At 67.1% G+C, this 15837-nt stretch carries 13 protein-coding genes and 2 pseudogenes; 9 read left to right on the top strand and 6 right to left on the bottom strand.

Features of this window, described 5'->3' with window-relative positions; genetic code table 11:
- Positions 1 to 189: 189 nt before the first annotated feature.
- The 7 genes from K8W59_RS18850 (at position 190) to K8W59_RS18820 (ending at position 8746) form a co-directional block, all read left to right on the top strand.
- Positions 190 to 3138 carry a thioester reductase domain-containing protein gene (locus K8W59_RS18850; RefSeq protein ID WP_223399939.1) on the top strand — a complete coding sequence of 983 codons (2949 nt, stop codon included), beginning with the start codon at positions 190 to 192 and terminating at the stop codon, positions 3136 to 3138.
- Positions 3135 to 3911: a leucyl/phenylalanyl-tRNA--protein transferase gene (locus tag K8W59_RS18845; RefSeq protein ID WP_223396528.1), complete on the top strand. Its 777-nt coding sequence runs from the start codon at positions 3135 to 3137 to the stop codon at positions 3909 to 3911. Before K8W59_RS18850 ends, K8W59_RS18845 begins: the two co-directional genes overlap by 4 nt.
- Positions 3908 to 4675 carry a hypothetical protein gene (locus K8W59_RS18840; RefSeq protein WP_223396527.1) on the top strand — a complete coding sequence of 256 codons (768 nt, stop codon included), beginning with the start codon at positions 3908 to 3910 and terminating at the stop codon, positions 4673 to 4675. Before K8W59_RS18845 ends, K8W59_RS18840 begins: the two co-directional genes overlap by 4 nt.
- Positions 4672 to 5694 (top strand): methyltransferase, encoded by a 1023-nt coding sequence (locus K8W59_RS18835; RefSeq protein ID WP_223396526.1) that lies wholly within the window; start codon positions 4672 to 4674, stop codon positions 5692 to 5694. The genes K8W59_RS18840 and K8W59_RS18835 overlap by 4 nt, the downstream gene beginning before the upstream one ends.
- Positions 5691 to 7322, top strand: a complete 1632-nt coding sequence (locus tag K8W59_RS18830; protein ID WP_223396525.1) for an acyl-CoA dehydrogenase family protein — start codon at positions 5691 to 5693, stop codon at positions 7320 to 7322. The genes K8W59_RS18835 and K8W59_RS18830 overlap by 4 nt, the downstream gene beginning before the upstream one ends.
- On the top strand, positions 7319 to 7945 hold the full coding sequence (locus K8W59_RS18825) for a hypothetical protein (protein WP_223396524.1): 627 nt from the start codon (positions 7319 to 7321) through the stop codon (positions 7943 to 7945). The genes K8W59_RS18830 and K8W59_RS18825 overlap by 4 nt, the downstream gene beginning before the upstream one ends.
- Before the next feature lie 252 nt (positions 7946 to 8197).
- Entirely contained in the window at positions 8198 to 8746 is a 549-nt protein-coding gene (locus tag K8W59_RS18820; protein WP_223396523.1) for a hypothetical protein, read from the top strand.
- 3 nt (positions 8747 to 8749) lie between these two features.
- On the opposite strand, the gene K8W59_RS18815 is transcribed toward K8W59_RS18820, so the two are convergent.
- Together K8W59_RS18815 and K8W59_RS20435 are read right to left on the bottom strand one after the other, a co-directional pair.
- Positions 8750 to 9103, bottom strand: a complete 354-nt coding sequence (locus K8W59_RS18815; protein ID WP_223399929.1) for a 4'-phosphopantetheinyl transferase family protein — start codon at positions 9101 to 9103, stop codon at positions 8750 to 8752.
- A gap of 33 nt (positions 9104 to 9136) precedes the next feature.
- A pseudogene (locus tag K8W59_RS20435) lies at positions 9137 to 9418 on the bottom strand (hypothetical protein); the annotation flags it as partial.
- Between the two features lie 163 nt (positions 9419 to 9581).
- Here K8W59_RS20435 and mobF point away from each other — a divergent pair.
- Positions 9582 to 10628, top strand: a pseudogene (mobF, locus tag K8W59_RS18805) (MobF family relaxase); the annotation flags it as partial.
- A 378-nt stretch (positions 10629 to 11006) separates the two neighbouring features.
- Here mobF and K8W59_RS18800 read toward each other — a convergent pair.
- The 4 genes from K8W59_RS18800 to K8W59_RS18785 all read right to left on the bottom strand — a co-directional run bounded on the left by K8W59_RS18800 (position 11007) and on the right by K8W59_RS18785 (position 13620).
- Positions 11007 to 11228, bottom strand: a complete 222-nt coding sequence (locus K8W59_RS18800; protein ID WP_223396522.1) for an IS3 family transposase — start codon at positions 11226 to 11228, stop codon at positions 11007 to 11009.
- 4 nt (positions 11229 to 11232) lie between these two features.
- Positions 11233 to 12342, bottom strand: a complete 1110-nt coding sequence (locus tag K8W59_RS18795) for an IS110 family RNA-guided transposase (RefSeq protein ID WP_223396521.1) — start codon at positions 12340 to 12342, stop codon at positions 11233 to 11235.
- Positions 12343 to 12424: 82 nt separating this feature from the next.
- Entirely contained in the window at positions 12425 to 13321 is an 897-nt protein-coding gene (locus K8W59_RS18790) for an IS3 family transposase (RefSeq protein WP_223396520.1), read from the bottom strand.
- Positions 13318 to 13620: a transposase gene (locus tag K8W59_RS18785; protein ID WP_223396339.1), complete on the bottom strand. Its 303-nt coding sequence runs from the start codon at positions 13618 to 13620 to the stop codon at positions 13318 to 13320. Before K8W59_RS18785 ends, K8W59_RS18790 begins: the two co-directional genes overlap by 4 nt.
- A gap of 53 nt (positions 13621 to 13673) precedes the next feature.
- On the opposite strand from K8W59_RS18785, the gene K8W59_RS18780 reads away from it, so the two are divergent.
- Positions 13674 to 15827, top strand: coding sequence for an ATP-dependent DNA helicase (locus K8W59_RS18780; RefSeq protein ID WP_223396519.1), 2154 nt, complete (start codon positions 13674 to 13676; stop codon positions 15825 to 15827).
- The last annotated feature ends 10 nt before the right edge of the window (positions 15828 to 15837 follow it).

The following is a 15837-nucleotide window of genomic DNA, read 5'->3' as shown; positions in this document are numbered from 1 at the left end:
AGCGCGGAGTATCGCCATCCATCGGGTGGTTCATGCTCCCGCGATGAAGCTCACCGTCAGTCGCGTGGACTCATCCCAATTCCAGCAGCTCGTCGTTGGCACAGGTCCGGCGCTGCCGCTGAACTCCAGCACGTATGAGGCGGAGGCGCTGCGATGACAGTGCAGACACGCTCCCTCGTCGTGGACCGCATGAAGCACCATGCTCAGCATCGTCCCGGCGCGACCGCGATTGTTCACGGCGATACAACTGTCACCTACGCCGACCTCGCTACCCGCGTTCGACGGCTATGTCGCGACTTCGCATGCCTAGACCTCCACCGGGAGACCCTGGTAATGGTGTCCATGCCACGCGGTCCGGAGCACGTCGCTGCAATGCTCGCCGTCTGGGACAGCGGCCTGGCCTACTTGCCCGTCGATCCTCGCGATCCGCCACGCCGACGTGAAGAGATCCGCCGCATCACTGGGGCACGGGTCACGGTGGAACCGGACAGCCACCGCGGTGACGGTCTGCGTCTCGTCGTCGACCCATCCGCACCAGCTCGCACGGAACCGCGCAGCGACACGCAAACGGCGGGCATGGCGTATGTGATCTTCACGTCCGGTTCCACTGGCACACCCAAAGGGATTGCCGCTTCCCACGATTCTCTGTCGACGTTGATCGAGCACCTCGTGCACCGCTACGACCTCACCGCCGATGACCGTGTGCTCCAGTTCGCCGCACCCACCTTCGATACGGCAATCGAGCAGGTCGGAGTTGCCCTTGCAGCCGGTGCCAGCCTCGTCCTCCCCGAGGCGGTGTGGGCGCCGTCCCAGTTCAATGCTGAGATCGCCCGGACCGGTGTCACCGTCATGGACCTCACCCCGAGCTACTGGCGCGAAGTCGTGGCCGCCGCCGCCCCTCCAAGCGACAACTATCACGTTCGGCTGTTCATTCTCGGCGGCGCTGCCGTCACGAACCGTGATCTCAAGGACGCACGCGACCGGTACCGGCATGCGCGCATCCTCAACGCTTACGGGCTGACGGAGACGGGCATCACCACTTGCCTGGCCGAAATCACCACGACGGACGGGCTCGACGGCGGGCCTGCGGCCATCGGCCACCCTGTCGAGGGAGCCACCGTCACCGTGCTCGACTCATCGGGTACCCGGGTTCGCTCGGGGCAGTCCGGACATGTGGCTGTGGCCGGACGCCTTGCCCTGGGTACTACCCGCGGGGACAGCAGCCTCGACCCGCTGGCAACGACGACCATCGACGGCGAGCGCTTCTACTTTACGGGCGACACCGGGTATGTCGATCCCGCACGCGGGCTTGTGATCACCGGGCGCTGCGACAGGCAGGTGAAGATCCGCGGATTTCGTGTCGATCCCGACGAGGTCGAGAACTTGCTGCGCCGCCACCCGGATATCCGTGACTGCGCCGTGGCCAGCGACCCGACCGGGTCCACGCTGCGCGGGTACTACACGATCGCTGCTGATCAGACCGCGCCCAGGCACAGCCAAGTGCTCGCTCACCTGCGCGCCCTGTTACCCGCGTATGCCGTACCGAGCGTCCTGAATCGGGTCGACGCGCTCCCACAGACGCGCCACGGCAAGATCGACTACCGGACACTGGTCGCGCAGACCGACTTTGGCGCCGACGACCATGCCGCGACACCGGTCGTCCTGGACACCGCTATCGAGCAAGCTGTGGCCTCCGTGTGGACACAGGTACTTGACATCGAGCGCGACCAGCTCGGGATCGCGTTCTTCGACGCCGGCGGCACCTCGATCGCCGCAGCGGAGCTCGTCGCGCGCGTCCGCGCCAGTCTCGGCATCCACGTCCGCTATGTGCGCGCGCTCATCGAACAGCTGCTCCGGCACCCGCAGTTCTCAGGCTTCTGCCAGGCGGTCGCCGAGGCACGCGCGGGCACCCTGGAGGCACAGGCTGATCCGCGTGAGGTGATGGAGGCCGATCTCGCCCGCAGCATCAGGCCCGACTCACCAGCTCACGCGAACGCACCGGTCCTGGACTCGTCATCGACGATCCTGCTGACCGGGGCGACCGGCTTCCTGGGCTCCCATCTGCTGCCTCGTCTACTTGAGGCCACCCCCGCCCGCATCGCCTGCCTGGTCCGAGCGCCCTCCGAGGAAACCGCCCGGCAACGGCTCCGGGCTGGGTGGCACGCATACGGGTCCGAGCCGGACATCCCCGACGATGCCTTGGACCGGATCGACCTCGTCCTCGGCGATCTCGCCAAGCCGAGTCTCGGACTCGATACCGGGGACTTCGGCCAGCTCGCCGTGCGCACCAGCCTCATCGTTCACTCCGGTGGAACCGTGAACTTCATCTACCCATACACGGAGATGAAGGCGGCCAACGTCGACGGCACCTACGAACTGCTCCGGCTAGCGGCGGTCAACGCCGCCCCGTTCCACCACGTCTCGACCATGGCGGTCATCGCCGGTCAGGGTATCACTGGAACCCGGCAGGTGAGCGAGGACGACCCCTTGGCTGATCTCGACCAGCTGGGTGTCGGGTACGCCGAGAGCAAGTGGGTCTCCGAGCAGCTGGTCCACGAGGCTGGGCGCGCTGGCCTGCCGGTGGCCATCTATCGCGCCGCCGACATTTCCGGGCACAGTAGCCGCGGGACGTGGAACACGGCCACAGAGATGTGCTGCATGAAGCGGTTCATCCGCGACATCGGGGCGATCCCGCGAGCCGAACTGCCGATGGACTACACCCCGGTCGACGTGTTCGCCGACGCCCTCGTCCACATCGCCATCCGCGAGGCGGCCGACGGGCGCGTCTATCACCTCACGAACCCGCACAAAGCGCACATCCGACTGTTGCAGCAGCGACTGGCCGTGCGCGGCCACGACATCGGGGAACTCGACTGGGATGACTGGGTCGCGCGCATGATCGACCTGGCCGTGACCGACCCCGACCACCCGATGACGCCATTCGCACCGTTGTTCATCGACAAGTGTCCCAGCGGGCAGATGAGCGTCGCCGCGATGTACCTCGAAGACACCTTCCCCGCGTTCACCCGCACGAACGTCGAGCGTGCGCTGGCCGGCACCGATATCACCTTTCCCGAGGTCGACTCCGACCTCATCGACAGCTATCTCGACTTCCTGGAACGAAAGGAGTTCCTGTGAGCCTGGACTGGACCCACCTCGCCAGCACCGACCTTCCCACCAATGGACCGGTGGCCTTCGACGCCGACCTCTCGGCGGAGAACATCCTCGCCGCCGCCATGGCCGGCTTCTACTGCTTCCCAGCGGACTCGGTCGAAGCAGCGCTGATCAACGAGATCCGTTATGCTCCCGACGCTGAGACCGGCACCGTGCATGCCGCTCTGGGTACTACTGCCCCCTTCTCTGTTGCCTGGCTCTGCCCAGACCCGCGCCCGGTAGCGAATCTCGGGACGCAACGCACCGGACGGACCATGCGCCGCTTCGCCCGTAGGCGCGCCGAATGGCGCACCACCATTAACGCCGCCTTCGATGACGTCGTAAACGCCTGCGCGGCCCGACGCGAGACGACGTGGATCACCGGCGGCATGCGCGAGAGCCTTCGCGCACTCCATCGGGCCGGTCACGCGCACAGCTGCGAGGTCTGGCACGAGGACCGCCTCATCGGCGGCGTGTTCGGCCTCCAGCTCGGCGCGGTGTTCACCGCCGACTCGCAGTTCACCGCAGAGGAAGGAGCAGGCAAGATCGCCGTCCTCGACCTCATGACTCGATTCCTGCAAGGCGGCGGGCGGCTCTTCGACCTCCAGTACGATTCTGTCCACGTCCGCAACCTCGGCGCGAGGCCGGTACCCCGTGCCACCTACCTGGACGCACTGCGCCAGCTGCGCACGATCGACGTCGGCATTCCCCACGGGCGGCGTTCGGCTGAGCACATCGCAGAGCTGGTGCCGACATGACGGTTCACCTTCAGGTCTTCTCCCTCGCTCAACGCCCCGACCTGGTCTCGGCCTACGTGAACATGGACGTTCCCTGGCCCGCGTTCGTAAAGCCGACACTCTTGCTCGTCGAATGGGGCATCGACGCCCACGACGCCCACCAGCTCATCCTCCTCGACGGCGACTCGCCTGTCGCCCGCGCGGCGGCGCTACCGCTGAATTGGGACGGCGACCCCGAGACCCTTCCACTACGCGGCTGGGACGGCGTCATCGAACAGTCTGCGACCGACACCTACACTGGCGCCCCGTTGAACACCCTCTGCGCCCTGGAAGTTGGAGTCAGCGCCGGGCACGAAGGTCGTGGCCTGTCTCGACTCGCCCTAAACGCCGTGCGTGAGCATGCCCGTGCGGCCAGTTTCGATCACCTGATCGTGCCCGTGCGGCCCAGTGACAAGATCGAGCACCCCGACACGCCGATCGCCGACTACATCGAGCGCCGCAGAGACGACGGCCTGCCGGTAGACAACTGGCTGCGTGTCCACGAACGCCTCGGCGGGCGCATCATCGCCCTGAGCCCGACCGCGATGACCATCACCGCCCCGCTGCACACATGGCAGGCATGGACCGGGCATGCATTCAGCCAGACCGGCCTGACGGTCGTCGACGGCGGTATCGCCCCGGTCTTCGCCAACGTCGAGCACGACTACGCCATCTACGTCGAGCCCAATGTGTGGGTCGAACACCCACTAAGCGGCCCTCCCGATGCGAAAGGACCCAGGCCATGACCAGTCTCGAAGACCGCGATACCGTCATCCGGCTCATCGGCGGCTACATGATCGCCAATGCCATCCGGGCAGCCGGACACCTGCACATCTTCGCCCGGCTAGATGCGGCGCCCGGAACGACGAGCGAGGACTTAGGCGCGACTCTCGGTGCGTCCGAGCCGCATCTGCGACGACTGCTGAGCCTCTTGCAACTGGCTGGCCTCATCCACGAGACCCATGGGCATTTCCAACTCACCCGCCTCGGCGAGATCCTCGTTCCCGGTCGGCAGGGATCCCTGGCCGAGTTCGCCCAGAACTTCACCAGTCCGCTCTTCCAGCGGGCCTGGGACCACCTCGAAACCTCGGTCACGACCGGAGCCCCCGGCTTCGACATCGAGTACCACCAGTCGATCTACGACTATCTCGCCGACGACGATGCCGCCAATACACTGTTCAACCTCGCCATGCACGAGGAGTCCGGTGCAACCGCTGAAGCCGCCGCAGCACTGATAGACCTCGAACAGGATGAGACCGTCATCGACATTGGCGGTGGCGACGGTACCTTCCTCGCTACGCTCCTCTCGGCCAATCCCACAGCCCGCGGCATCGTATTCGACAGCACCGCCGGTATCAGCGCAGCCCGAGGGATCATCGAGTGTGCCGGCGTTGCCGGCCGATGCGAAGCCCGGGACGGCGACTTCTTCACCGCCATCCCGACAACGGGCACGACCTACATCATCAAGAGCGTCCTCCAAGACTGGGACGACGACCGCGCCGTCGACCTCCTGCGCGTGTGCAAGGACCAGATGCCTGCCGGTGCGCGGCTGATCATCCTCGGGAACTTCCTGCCCGACATTCACGACGATGCCGCCGCGGTGGGCTACCTCACCGATCTATGCATGCTCGTGATCAGCGGCGGGCGCGAACGCACCCTCAACGACCTGAACAGTCTGCTAGAACACGCAGGCTTCCCCACACACGCGCTACGCGCCACGCGGGTCGGACCACTCACCGCCGTCGAGCTGAGCGGCGCGCTATGACGCCCACACGCCCCTTCGATCCCGACTCGGTCCTCGACCAGCTTCTCGCCGGCCGTGCGCCGGCCTGGCCGGAGCCGGGGAACGGGCCGGCACTCACATCGGAGGAGTCTGCCTTCGTCACGACCATCCGCACCTGGTGCGACCGCCGTGACCCAGCATGGTCCCTAGAGTCCTCTGAGCAGGTCCCCGCCGATGTCCTCGACGAACTCCGCACCCTTGGCGCCTTCCGTATCACTATCCCCACGCGCTACGGCGGGCTCGGCTACTCGGACACTTGTCTGCTTGCCGTACTCGCCGTCCTCACCACCGCGCACGCGACCTTATGCGAGATCGTCGCCGCCCATCAAGTCATCGGCGCCGTGCGCCCCCTGATGGCCTTCGGCACTGATACCCAACAGTCCCGATATCTCCCCGCACTCCTCGACCAGCCCTCTGCCTTCGCACTCAACGAACCCGACCTCGGCTATGGCCTGGGACCGCTGACCACGACCGCCCACTACGACCCCGACGAGGACTGCTACCGCGTAAGCGGGACGAAGACCTGGATCACGAACGCGACGATCGCCTCCCACGCTGTCATCCTGGTCGACCTCGTACCCACCCAGGGCTCGTCTGGCGGCATCACCGCCTTGCTCGTCTCGGCCGACGATGCGGGTGTCTCCCGCGGGCCCCGCAGCAGCTTCGCCGGTTTGCGCGGACTGCCGAACGGGCGCCTGCGCTTCACGAATGCGCGGATACCGGCCGATCGTCTCATCGGCACCGAAGGCGGCGGGCTCGACGTCGCACTGACCTGTCTGGCCCAGTGCCGCGCTGCGCTGCCGGTGACGTGCCTGACCACCACGACAGCCTGCCTGATCGACGCCGCCGCCTGGGCGCGCGAGGATCGCCAAACGCGGCGCGGCCTGCATCACAACCCTCAAACCCAGCGCCACCTCGCCCGGCTCATGACCCTCGCCCTCATCGCCAACGCCGTGACCCGCTACACCATCGACCCCGACTGCGCCGCCACGGACGCCGAGACCGCGAAGCTCATCCTCAACGAGACCGCGACCGAAGCCACCGACACCCTCGTCCAGCTCATCGGTGGCCGCGGCTACGAGACCGCCGAATCCGCCCGGCGACGCCACGAAACAGGCTGGCAAGCAGAACGCCTCTGGCGTGACACCCGCGTCACCCGCATTTTCGACAGCTCCACCGAGATGCTTAAAGACCTCATGGCACAGCCCTTTGACCCGCCACCCGGCCCAGCCTCGGGCGCACCTTCCAGCACACCTCTGGCGGCGCTGGCCGACCCGGCTGCCCAGCTTCATCAGTACCTCAGTAAACATGGAGAAGACCCCGCTGTACGGGCTGCCGCCGTCGACGTCGCACTCGACCTCTTCACGCTCTACTGCCTGTGTCGCTACCAGCACGAACTCGGTGAGGACCATCACCCGACCACCACCGCCTGGGACGTCCTGGCCGGCGAACTCCACCAGAGGGTCGAGGCCGGGCTCGACACCATGCACACCCCCGACCGCCTCGCGCTCACCGCCCGACTATCAGCTGAGCTGACCGCCACCGAGGACGCCCAGAGGCTTGCCCCGCCCTTCACCCGCACACTCACGGACCTGGGGGTACCCGGATGACCACCCCCGCCGCGACTCTGGACAAGAACCCTCTGGCCGCCGCCCTCAACGTCGGGCGCATCCACCCGGACAACCTTGCTCCCCTGGCCTGGCACCTCGATGAACTCGTCGCCTCCAACATCGCCTCGACCAAGCTCATGGCCGACCGCCATGCCGATACGCCACTGGCCGGCTTCCACGCACTGAGCTATCAGTCGGAAAAGGAGGCATACGACAACCTGCAACCCTTCGTTCAGGCGTGCGGCGCCCCGCCTAGCGATGGGTGCCGGCTGGACGCCCTAGCGTTGGCCTACCCAGCCCAGATCGCGCGTATCGCCGTCGTCGGCGCGCCGTGGGATTTTCCCGTCAGCTTCCTCCACCTGTGCCGCGCCTCCACGGCCAGCTATCGCCAGCTTCACCGTGCCCTGAGTTCGACCGGCAGGTTCACTAACGACCAGCTCGAACATTTCTCCTACTTCGGGCATGTCGATGGAGACGAGATAATCGCCCTCGAAGCCCAGTTGACCGACATCTCCATCGATGCCCGCACCTGGGCCCTCAGGCTGGCCGGACATCTCGCGACCTTCGAAGACCTCTTCTGGACACGCATGGTCGCTCTGTGCACCCCGACGACCGCCTCCTGAGGAGAAACCGATGCCTATCCCATTCCACACCGCACCCAAACCGCGATGCCCAATCGTTCCGACGGCGTGCGTACGCCAAGGCCGAAGAACTCCGCGCACGCGGCCCCCAGCTCCCGTGGCCCGGCCTGCCGGTCTCGCCGCCTGGTCCGCGACGTCTCCCATGTTCTCGGTGATCTTCCGTGGCTGGCCCTCGGGGCGCACCAGCATGTTCACCGACGACAGCGCGGAGCGTTCAGTGGCACACGCAGACACATGACCACCGGCCTCTCCTCCGCGCAACGCGCCGCGACGATCATTCGCACGGGCAGGTACTTGAGCCTCGCGACGGCGAACACCGAGGCCCGGCCTTGGGCGGCCCAGCTGCAGTACGCATGGTTCCTTTCACCACTGAGCGTTGTCGTGGGCTCACATGTGGCCGCGCGACATTCGCGCGACATTGTCGAAACAAGCAGGGCCGCGGCAACGATCTCACTCCTGCCCGCGAGCGGGCAAAGCCTCGACGGCATCCAGGTCGCAGGCTCCTGCCGCGTGCTTGATTGCGCCGAACTTCGTGAGAAGGTCTCTAGTTTTTACCAGCAGATGCTTCCCGGCACCCCGGACGAAGAGAGTTCTGGACTGACTGCCGATCAATTGAGCGGCGACGCCCCGCTACGCCTCTACCAACTCGACATTGCCGAGGTATGGATCCTCGATCTTGACCGCTGGGCGCGCGAGCAGGTCTCTGGGAGACGGCGACTATCGGCGGAAGCCGTCGAGTCCGCACTCCATGAGACGCTGGACGAGAGTGTTCCGGGCAGCTGAACTTCAGGTATCGATGCATACCGCCGTGAGAACGTGACCGCCGTGGATTGTCCAGCGACCGTGGACGACACTACCGTCGTAGAGCCCTTCACACTCGGGAGTCGATGGTAACTGTCCGGTGAAGGTACCGGTTCCGGCGTGGATGCGGAGTTCGCAATCTGTGTAGCCCAGCCACTGCCGTGTCAGCGGGAACCATGCCTTGAAGATCGCCTCCTTCGCGCTGAATAGCACCCGATCCCACGCAACATCGCTCATCGACGCCGTCAGCGTGTCAAGCATCTCGATCTCGCTCACGCTCGCGGCAACGTCGAGCACCCCCACCTCCGTCACCGCATGAGGTTCAGCATCGATGCCCACAGCACGAACGTCGACCGAGCATGCCACCGCGGCCGCGCGCACTCCATCGCAATGCGTGAGACTGCCGACCACACCAGAGGGCCACAGTGGCTCACGGTCAGGCCCGGCTGGAATTCCGTGATCAGGGCATCCTAGCGGCCGGAGAGCCAGGCGCGCGCACTGCCGGGTGGTCGTGAACTCCGCCACACGACCCGCATCCGCCCCTCGCACCGCGGATTCTTCGCCGGGCCACACTAGAGCATCCGGCAGGTCCCCGGATACCTCCACCACGCAGACACTCCGCGGCAGCAGCGCCCGAAGCCCGTCAGTCCGCATCACCCCTCTAGTCTTCCGCGCCTGCCCAGGCGAGAGCCACTCAGCGACACCCGATCAGCCCCCACACGTCTGGCACCAGGGTGCCCCGCTCGGGCGCGGAGCGCCCACCTGATTCCCTGAGACGGCCCCTCTGAGCCCGTCTCAGGGAGGGGCCGTCGTGGTGATGACGATCCGGCCCATGTCCTCGGGCAAGGGCTACGAGTACCTGCTGCACTCGGTCGTCGTCGGTGACGGCGACCGGGAGATGAGCAGCCCGCTGACCCGGTACTACACCGAGTCGGGCTGCCCGCCCGGTACCTGGGTCGGCACCGGCCTGACGAGCCTCGATAACGGTCGCTCCCCGGCGCTCGCGGAGGGCGACACAGTGACCGAGGAGCACCTGGCTCGGCTGCTGGGCGAGGGCCTTCACCCGGTCACCGGCGAACGACTCGGCACCCGGTTCCCGAAGTTGCAGCCACCGCGCGAGCGGATTGCAGCACGGGTTGCGCGGCTGAGCCCCAAGTTGCGCGGCGAGCAACGGGAGCAAGCGGTGCAATACATCCGCGAGGAAGAACTCGCCAAGACTCCGCGCACCGCCGTCGCCGGGTTCGACCTGACGTTCTCCCCGCCGAAGTCCGTCAGCGTGATCTGGGGCGTAGCCGACGCAGGCACACAAGCCCTGATCGCCAAGGCGCATCACGCCGCGATGCGCGACACCATCGCCGTGCTGGAACAGCGCGTCGCCGCAACGAGAGTGGGCCGGGGCGGGGTCGCGCAGATGCCCATCGTCGGGGTCATCGCCACGGCGTTCGACCACTACGACTCCCGCGCCGCCGACCCGCAACTGCACACGCACGTCGTCGTCTCGAACAAGGTGCAGGGCATCGACGGTCGTTGGCGCACGCTGGATTCGCGCCGCCTGCACAAAGCCGCCGTCGCCCTATCAGAGACCTACAACGCCTTCCTAACCGACCACACCGCACGGCTGCTCGGGGTGACGTGGGTGCCGGTGGATCGCGGCAAGGACCGCAACACCGGCTGGGAGATCGACGGTGTGCCCGCGACGCTGCTGGCGGAGTTCTCCCGCCGCACCACGGGCACCCGCGACGGAGCCGAGGGGATCGAGGCCGTCAAGAACCGGCTCATCGAGCAGTACGTGGCCGAGCACGGCAGGCAGCCCTCAGCACGAGTCGTGGCGAAACTGCGGCAGCAGGCGACCTTGGAGACCCGCCCCGAGAAGGAACTGCACTCGCTGGCGGAGTTGACCGCCGAATGGCGCGAACGGGCGACGCTCACATTGGGCGAGGACGCAACCACCTGGGCGCAACACTTGCTCGACCAGGGCGCGACCGAAGCCCTGCTGCGCGCGGACGACCTCGGCCTGGAGCAGCTCGACGACCTCGCCACGGTCGTGCTGATGACCGTCGCTAACCGGCGCGCAACCTGGGGGCGCTGGAACGTGCACGCCGAGACAGCGCGGCAACTCATGGGCGTCAGGTTCGCCACCACCGACGACCGGCTGGCTGTCTTCGATCAGGTCGTTTCCCGCGTCGAGACGGAATCGCTCAGGCTCACCCCTGTGGTTCCCCCCGAATCGTGGAGGGCTTCCTTATGCGGCTTCCCGGTCGGGGGCCGCGGTGTTCTCGTAGCTGACCGGGCTCATCATGCCTGCCGAGCTGTGCCGGCGTTCGTGGTTGTAGAACCCGTAGCACCAGTCCAGCACGACAGCCTGGGCCTGGCGGGTGTGCTCGAACTCGTGGCGTGAGAGAACCTCCCACTCCAGGCTGCTGAAGAACGCCTCAGCGGCGGCGTTGACGCCCCTATAGGTCAAGACTTCATTGTGGCGCCTCGCCCCGGCGGGCGCGGTGGTCGGTCATCACGGCTTGGTACACCTCGCGGGCGAGGTAACGCTTGAGGCACCGGATGATGTCGCGTTTAGACAGCCCCTCGGCAGTGCGTCGGGCGACGTAATCGATGGTCGGCTGATGGAACCTCATCCGGACGATCACAGCTCGGTAGAGGGCGGCGTTCGCTTCGCGGTGACCGGCTCGTGAGAGCCGGTGCCGGTTCGTCATGCCTGATGAGGCAGGGACCGGACTGGTGCCGCAAAGCTTGGCAAACGCGGCTTCGGAGTGAACGCGTTCTGGGTTGTCGCCGAAGACGATGAGGACCTCGGCGGCGGTGTCGGCGCCGATGCCCAGTCCTTCACGCAGGGTGGGTGCGTGGGCGCGGGTGAGGTCGTCGAGGATCGTGTCGTGCTCGCGGATTTCGGCGTCCAGCGTTTGGTAGCGCTTCGCGAGCGTCCGTAGCGCGTGCTTCGCACTCGCGGTCGGTGAGGTCACCGCTCCCGGACGCAACGAGGCGCACCGGTTGATGAGGACCTTGTCGGATGTCCCGGCGAGGTGCTCGCGCAGGTCCGCGGGCGCGGTGACGATCAGCGCCTTGAGCGTGATCATCGCGCTGGTCCTGGCCTTCCGCGCGGTGTCCCGGGCGATCTTGATCTGTCGGATCATCTCGGCGGTGCCGTCGGCGGACTTCGGGATCGCCGTCGCTTGGCCGCCGAGTACTGCACGCGCGGCGGCCTCGGCGTCGAGGGTGTCGCTCTTGCCGTTGCTGCGACGGCCGCGCCGGTCACCGCGGTTGACCTCGATGACGCGGTGGCCGGTGCGGCGCAGGAAACTGGCCAGGCCGACTCCGTAGCTGCCGGTGCCCTCGACGCCGTAAGCGATCACGCGACCGTTGCCGGCCAACGAGGCGGCCCAAGCCTCGAGTTGCGCGTATCCCTCGCGGTTCGCCGCGACATGCTGCGCAGCGAGCCGTGCGCCGAGGTGGTCCAAGGCGACCGCGACGTGGGCGTACTTGTGGGTGTCGACACCGATGATGATCTGCCGACTCGTGACGTCGGCGGCTACCTGCTCGGCGGGTTCGACGGTCATGCTGGTCATGGCTGCCCTCCTGATCTGCTGGGTGGTCGGAGCCAGCTGGTCGGGCGGGTAGGACAGGACTGTGATGGGTCAGGTTTGGCGATCAGGCCCCTATTCGGTCACCGCCCTCCCGGCCAGCCGGCGTGTGCGTTGATCGCCACCTGGCCGGCGCCGACAGATCAACGCCAAGGCACCGCGGCCAGTCGTAAGCAAGGGTCAGACCCCGGCCAGGCAGCCCCTGATTCTTCTCACAGTCGAAGCACGACCCGACCCGGCCCATCGACTGCCGGATGCCCATGTCGCGGCACAGCTTGGTGAACGAGGTCGCGGTGTAGGTCGAGCCCCGGTCGGTGTGGAAGATGACCCGCTTGGTCTCCTCGGTGCGCCAACCCGGCTGGTTGACCGCATCGACGCCACCGCGAGCCGCCACGGCCATCTTGATCGCCGCGCACGCCAGCTCGGCGTCGGGGTGCAGGCTGGTCGCGGCGCCGAGCAGACGACGCGAGTACAGGTCGATCACGGTGGCCAGGTACAGCTTCCCGCTGGCCGTGGGGATCTCAGTCATGTCGCCAACCCAGCGGGCGTTAGGCCGCTGCGCGGTGAAGTCACGGCGCAGCAGGTCGGCGAACTTCGGTGCGGTCTTGTCCTGGCGTGTCAGACCGTTCCTCCGCTTGATCCGCCGGGCGACCAGCCCCTGGCGGCGCATCGAGTCCGCGACGGTCTTCTCGCTGACCTCCCACCCATCATCGAGCAGGTCAGCGTGCAACCGCGGGGAGCCGTGCAGGCCCCGCTTCTTGGTGAACATCACCTTCACGGCCCGGTCGATGGTGTAGCGGCGACGGTCCATAGCGGTGAACAGGCCGCTCGAGGCGCCCGGGCCGAGCGACCGGTCGCGCCACTTGTAGAACCACGCCAGGGACACCCCCAGCAGCAGGCAGGTCATCGTGTGCGGCACCCGGTAGATCGTCCTCTGGTCGGCGATGAAGCGTGCCACGCTCACTTCGTCGCCTCCTTCACCCACAGGACCACGGATCGCTTGAGGACATCACGCTCCATCCGGAGCTCGGCGTTCTCAGCACGCAGCCGCTTGAGCTCCTCGTGGTCGTCCTTCGACATTCCGTCGCGGCCCTCGCGTGCTTCCCGGGCCTGCTTGACCCAGTTGCCCAACGTGCCCTCGACCACGCCGAGGTTGCGCGCGACCTGAGCGATCGGCTTCCCGGTCTCTTCGACGATCCGGACAGCTCCCTCACGGAACTCCCGGTCGTACTTCTTCCGCTTCTGTGGCATCTCGATCCTCATTGTCGATGCCTCTACGGTCCGGGGGGAACCTCACCCCGGCCTACGACCGTGCCGTGCCCGCGCATTACATCGAGGACGAGGGCAACAGGTTCCAGCCCGTCGATCAGATCGCCTACTCCAGCCAAGACATCCTCGACGCCGAACAGCGCCTCCTTGAATACAGCCAGGACGACACCGGGCCGGCGCTCAAAGCACGGCTGGTCGCCCGGCATGTCTCACGCAAGATCAGAGGCGTCAGGCTCGACCCGGATCAGGCCACCGCGATCACCCGCATCGCCCGCTCCGGGCTCACGCTCGATCTACTCGTCGGCCCGGCAGGTGCCGGCAAGACCACGGCTCTGCGAGCCTTGCACCGGGCGTGGACGGCAGCGCACGGCCGCGACTCCGTGATCGGTCTCGCACCCTCAGCGGCGGCAGCCGAAGTGCTCGGAGACTCCCTCGGCATCCGGGCCGAGAACACCGCGAAGTTCCTCTACGAACACGCCAAAGGACGCTGGAGCCTGCAAGCAGGGCAGCTCGTGCTCGTGGACGAGTCCTCCCTCGCGGGCACGCTCGCGCTGGATCGGATCACCGCGCACGCGGCAGAGGTCGGGGCCAAGGTCGTCCTCATCGGTGACTGGGCGCAGTTGAGTGCCGTGGAGACTGGTGGGGCTTTCGGGATGCTCGTGCGCCACCGCCACCGGGTGCCCGAACTCACCGACGTGCGCCGCTTCGTCAACGAGTGGGAGAAGACCGCGAGCCTCGGCCTGCGGCACGGCAACGTCAAGGCGCTCGACGCCTACAACGAACAGGCCCGGCTGGTCGAGGGCGACGCCGAGACGATGCTCGACACGATCTACGAGGCGTGGCGCACCGACCGTGATGAGGGCCTGCGCACGCTCATGATCGCGGGCACCGGCGAGATGGTCGCCGAACTCAACGGCCGTGCCCGCGCCGACCTCATCGAAGCCGGGCGCGTCGAAGCCGAGGGCGTCGAGCTGCACGACGGCACCACCGCCGGGGTCGGGGATCTGGTCGTCACCCGGCTCAACGACCGCCGCCTGACCACCGGCAGGACATGGGTCAAGAACGGTGACCGCTGGCAGGTCACCCATCGCTACGAAGACGGCTCCCTCGCGCTACGTCGCCTCGGCAAGGGCGACCAGCCGCGCGGCAAGGCGCTCGTGTTGCCCGCGAAGTATGTCCACGAAGAACTCGAACTCGGCTACGCCAGCACCGTCCATCGCGCCCAAGGAGCCAGCGTCGACACCGCGCACGCGCTCGTTGACCCGGATAAGGCAGGCCGGGAGTTGTTCTACGTCGCCATGACCCGAGGCAAGCACCGCAACCACGCCTACGTCATCGTGCCCGACCCGCACGAGGTCGAGCCCCACCTCGACCAGCCGAAGCCGTTGACGCTCATCGACCGCTTGGCCGAGGTCTTGAAGCGTAGCGATGCCGACCTGTCGGCCACCGAGACTCTGAAACTCGAGGTCGACCGCCACGCCTCGCTGTCCACGCTCATGGACGAGTACGACGTGCTCGCCCGCGAAGCGCAGATCGACCGCTGGGCCACGCTGCTCGACGTCGCACCGTTCCCCGACGACGTGGCCGACGACGTGTTCACCACCCCCTACTACGAACGCCTCGAAGCAGCACTCGCCCGCCACGAAGCCGCCGGGCATCTCGCCACCGTCGCACTGAACATGCTCGCGCCGCGTCTGACGCCCGGCGATGAGCAGACCGACTCCGCCGCGCAGCTCGCGGCCATGCTCGACCAGGCGACAGGCCAACTGGCACCGGGCAAGAACCGCAGGCTACGTGTCGCGGGGCTCATCGCCACCCCCGCTCAGCCCATCCCTGGCGACATGCAGACGGCGCTCGACGAGCGGCAGGCACTCATCGAGGCTGCCGCCGGGCGACTCGTGAACGAAGCACAGGATGCCGAAGCCGCGTGGATCTCACGACTCGGCACGCCTCCAGCGCAACCGAGGGCGAGAGAACAGTGGCAAGCGCACGCGGCCACCATCGCGCTCTACCGACACCGCCACGAGATCAGCAGCCCGTCACCGCTGGGAGACGCCAAGAGCATCCGCACATCCGAGCAAGCCGCCGAGCACCGTGCAGCGCAGGCCGCCCTCGCTCGGCTCCGACGGTTCCGGGAGACAGCCCCCAATGCTGCCCTCACGTTGAGCAGTCCTCACGTCTACCAGGGACGCCGCCTGTGACTCGGTGCAT

Source organism: Nocardioides rotundus (assembly GCF_019931675.1).
GTDB lineage: Bacteria > Actinomycetota > Actinomycetes > Propionibacteriales > Nocardioidaceae > Nocardioides > Nocardioides rotundus.
Note: the sequence above shows the minus strand (reverse complement) of the source record. Positions and strands in the feature narration are given on the sequence as shown.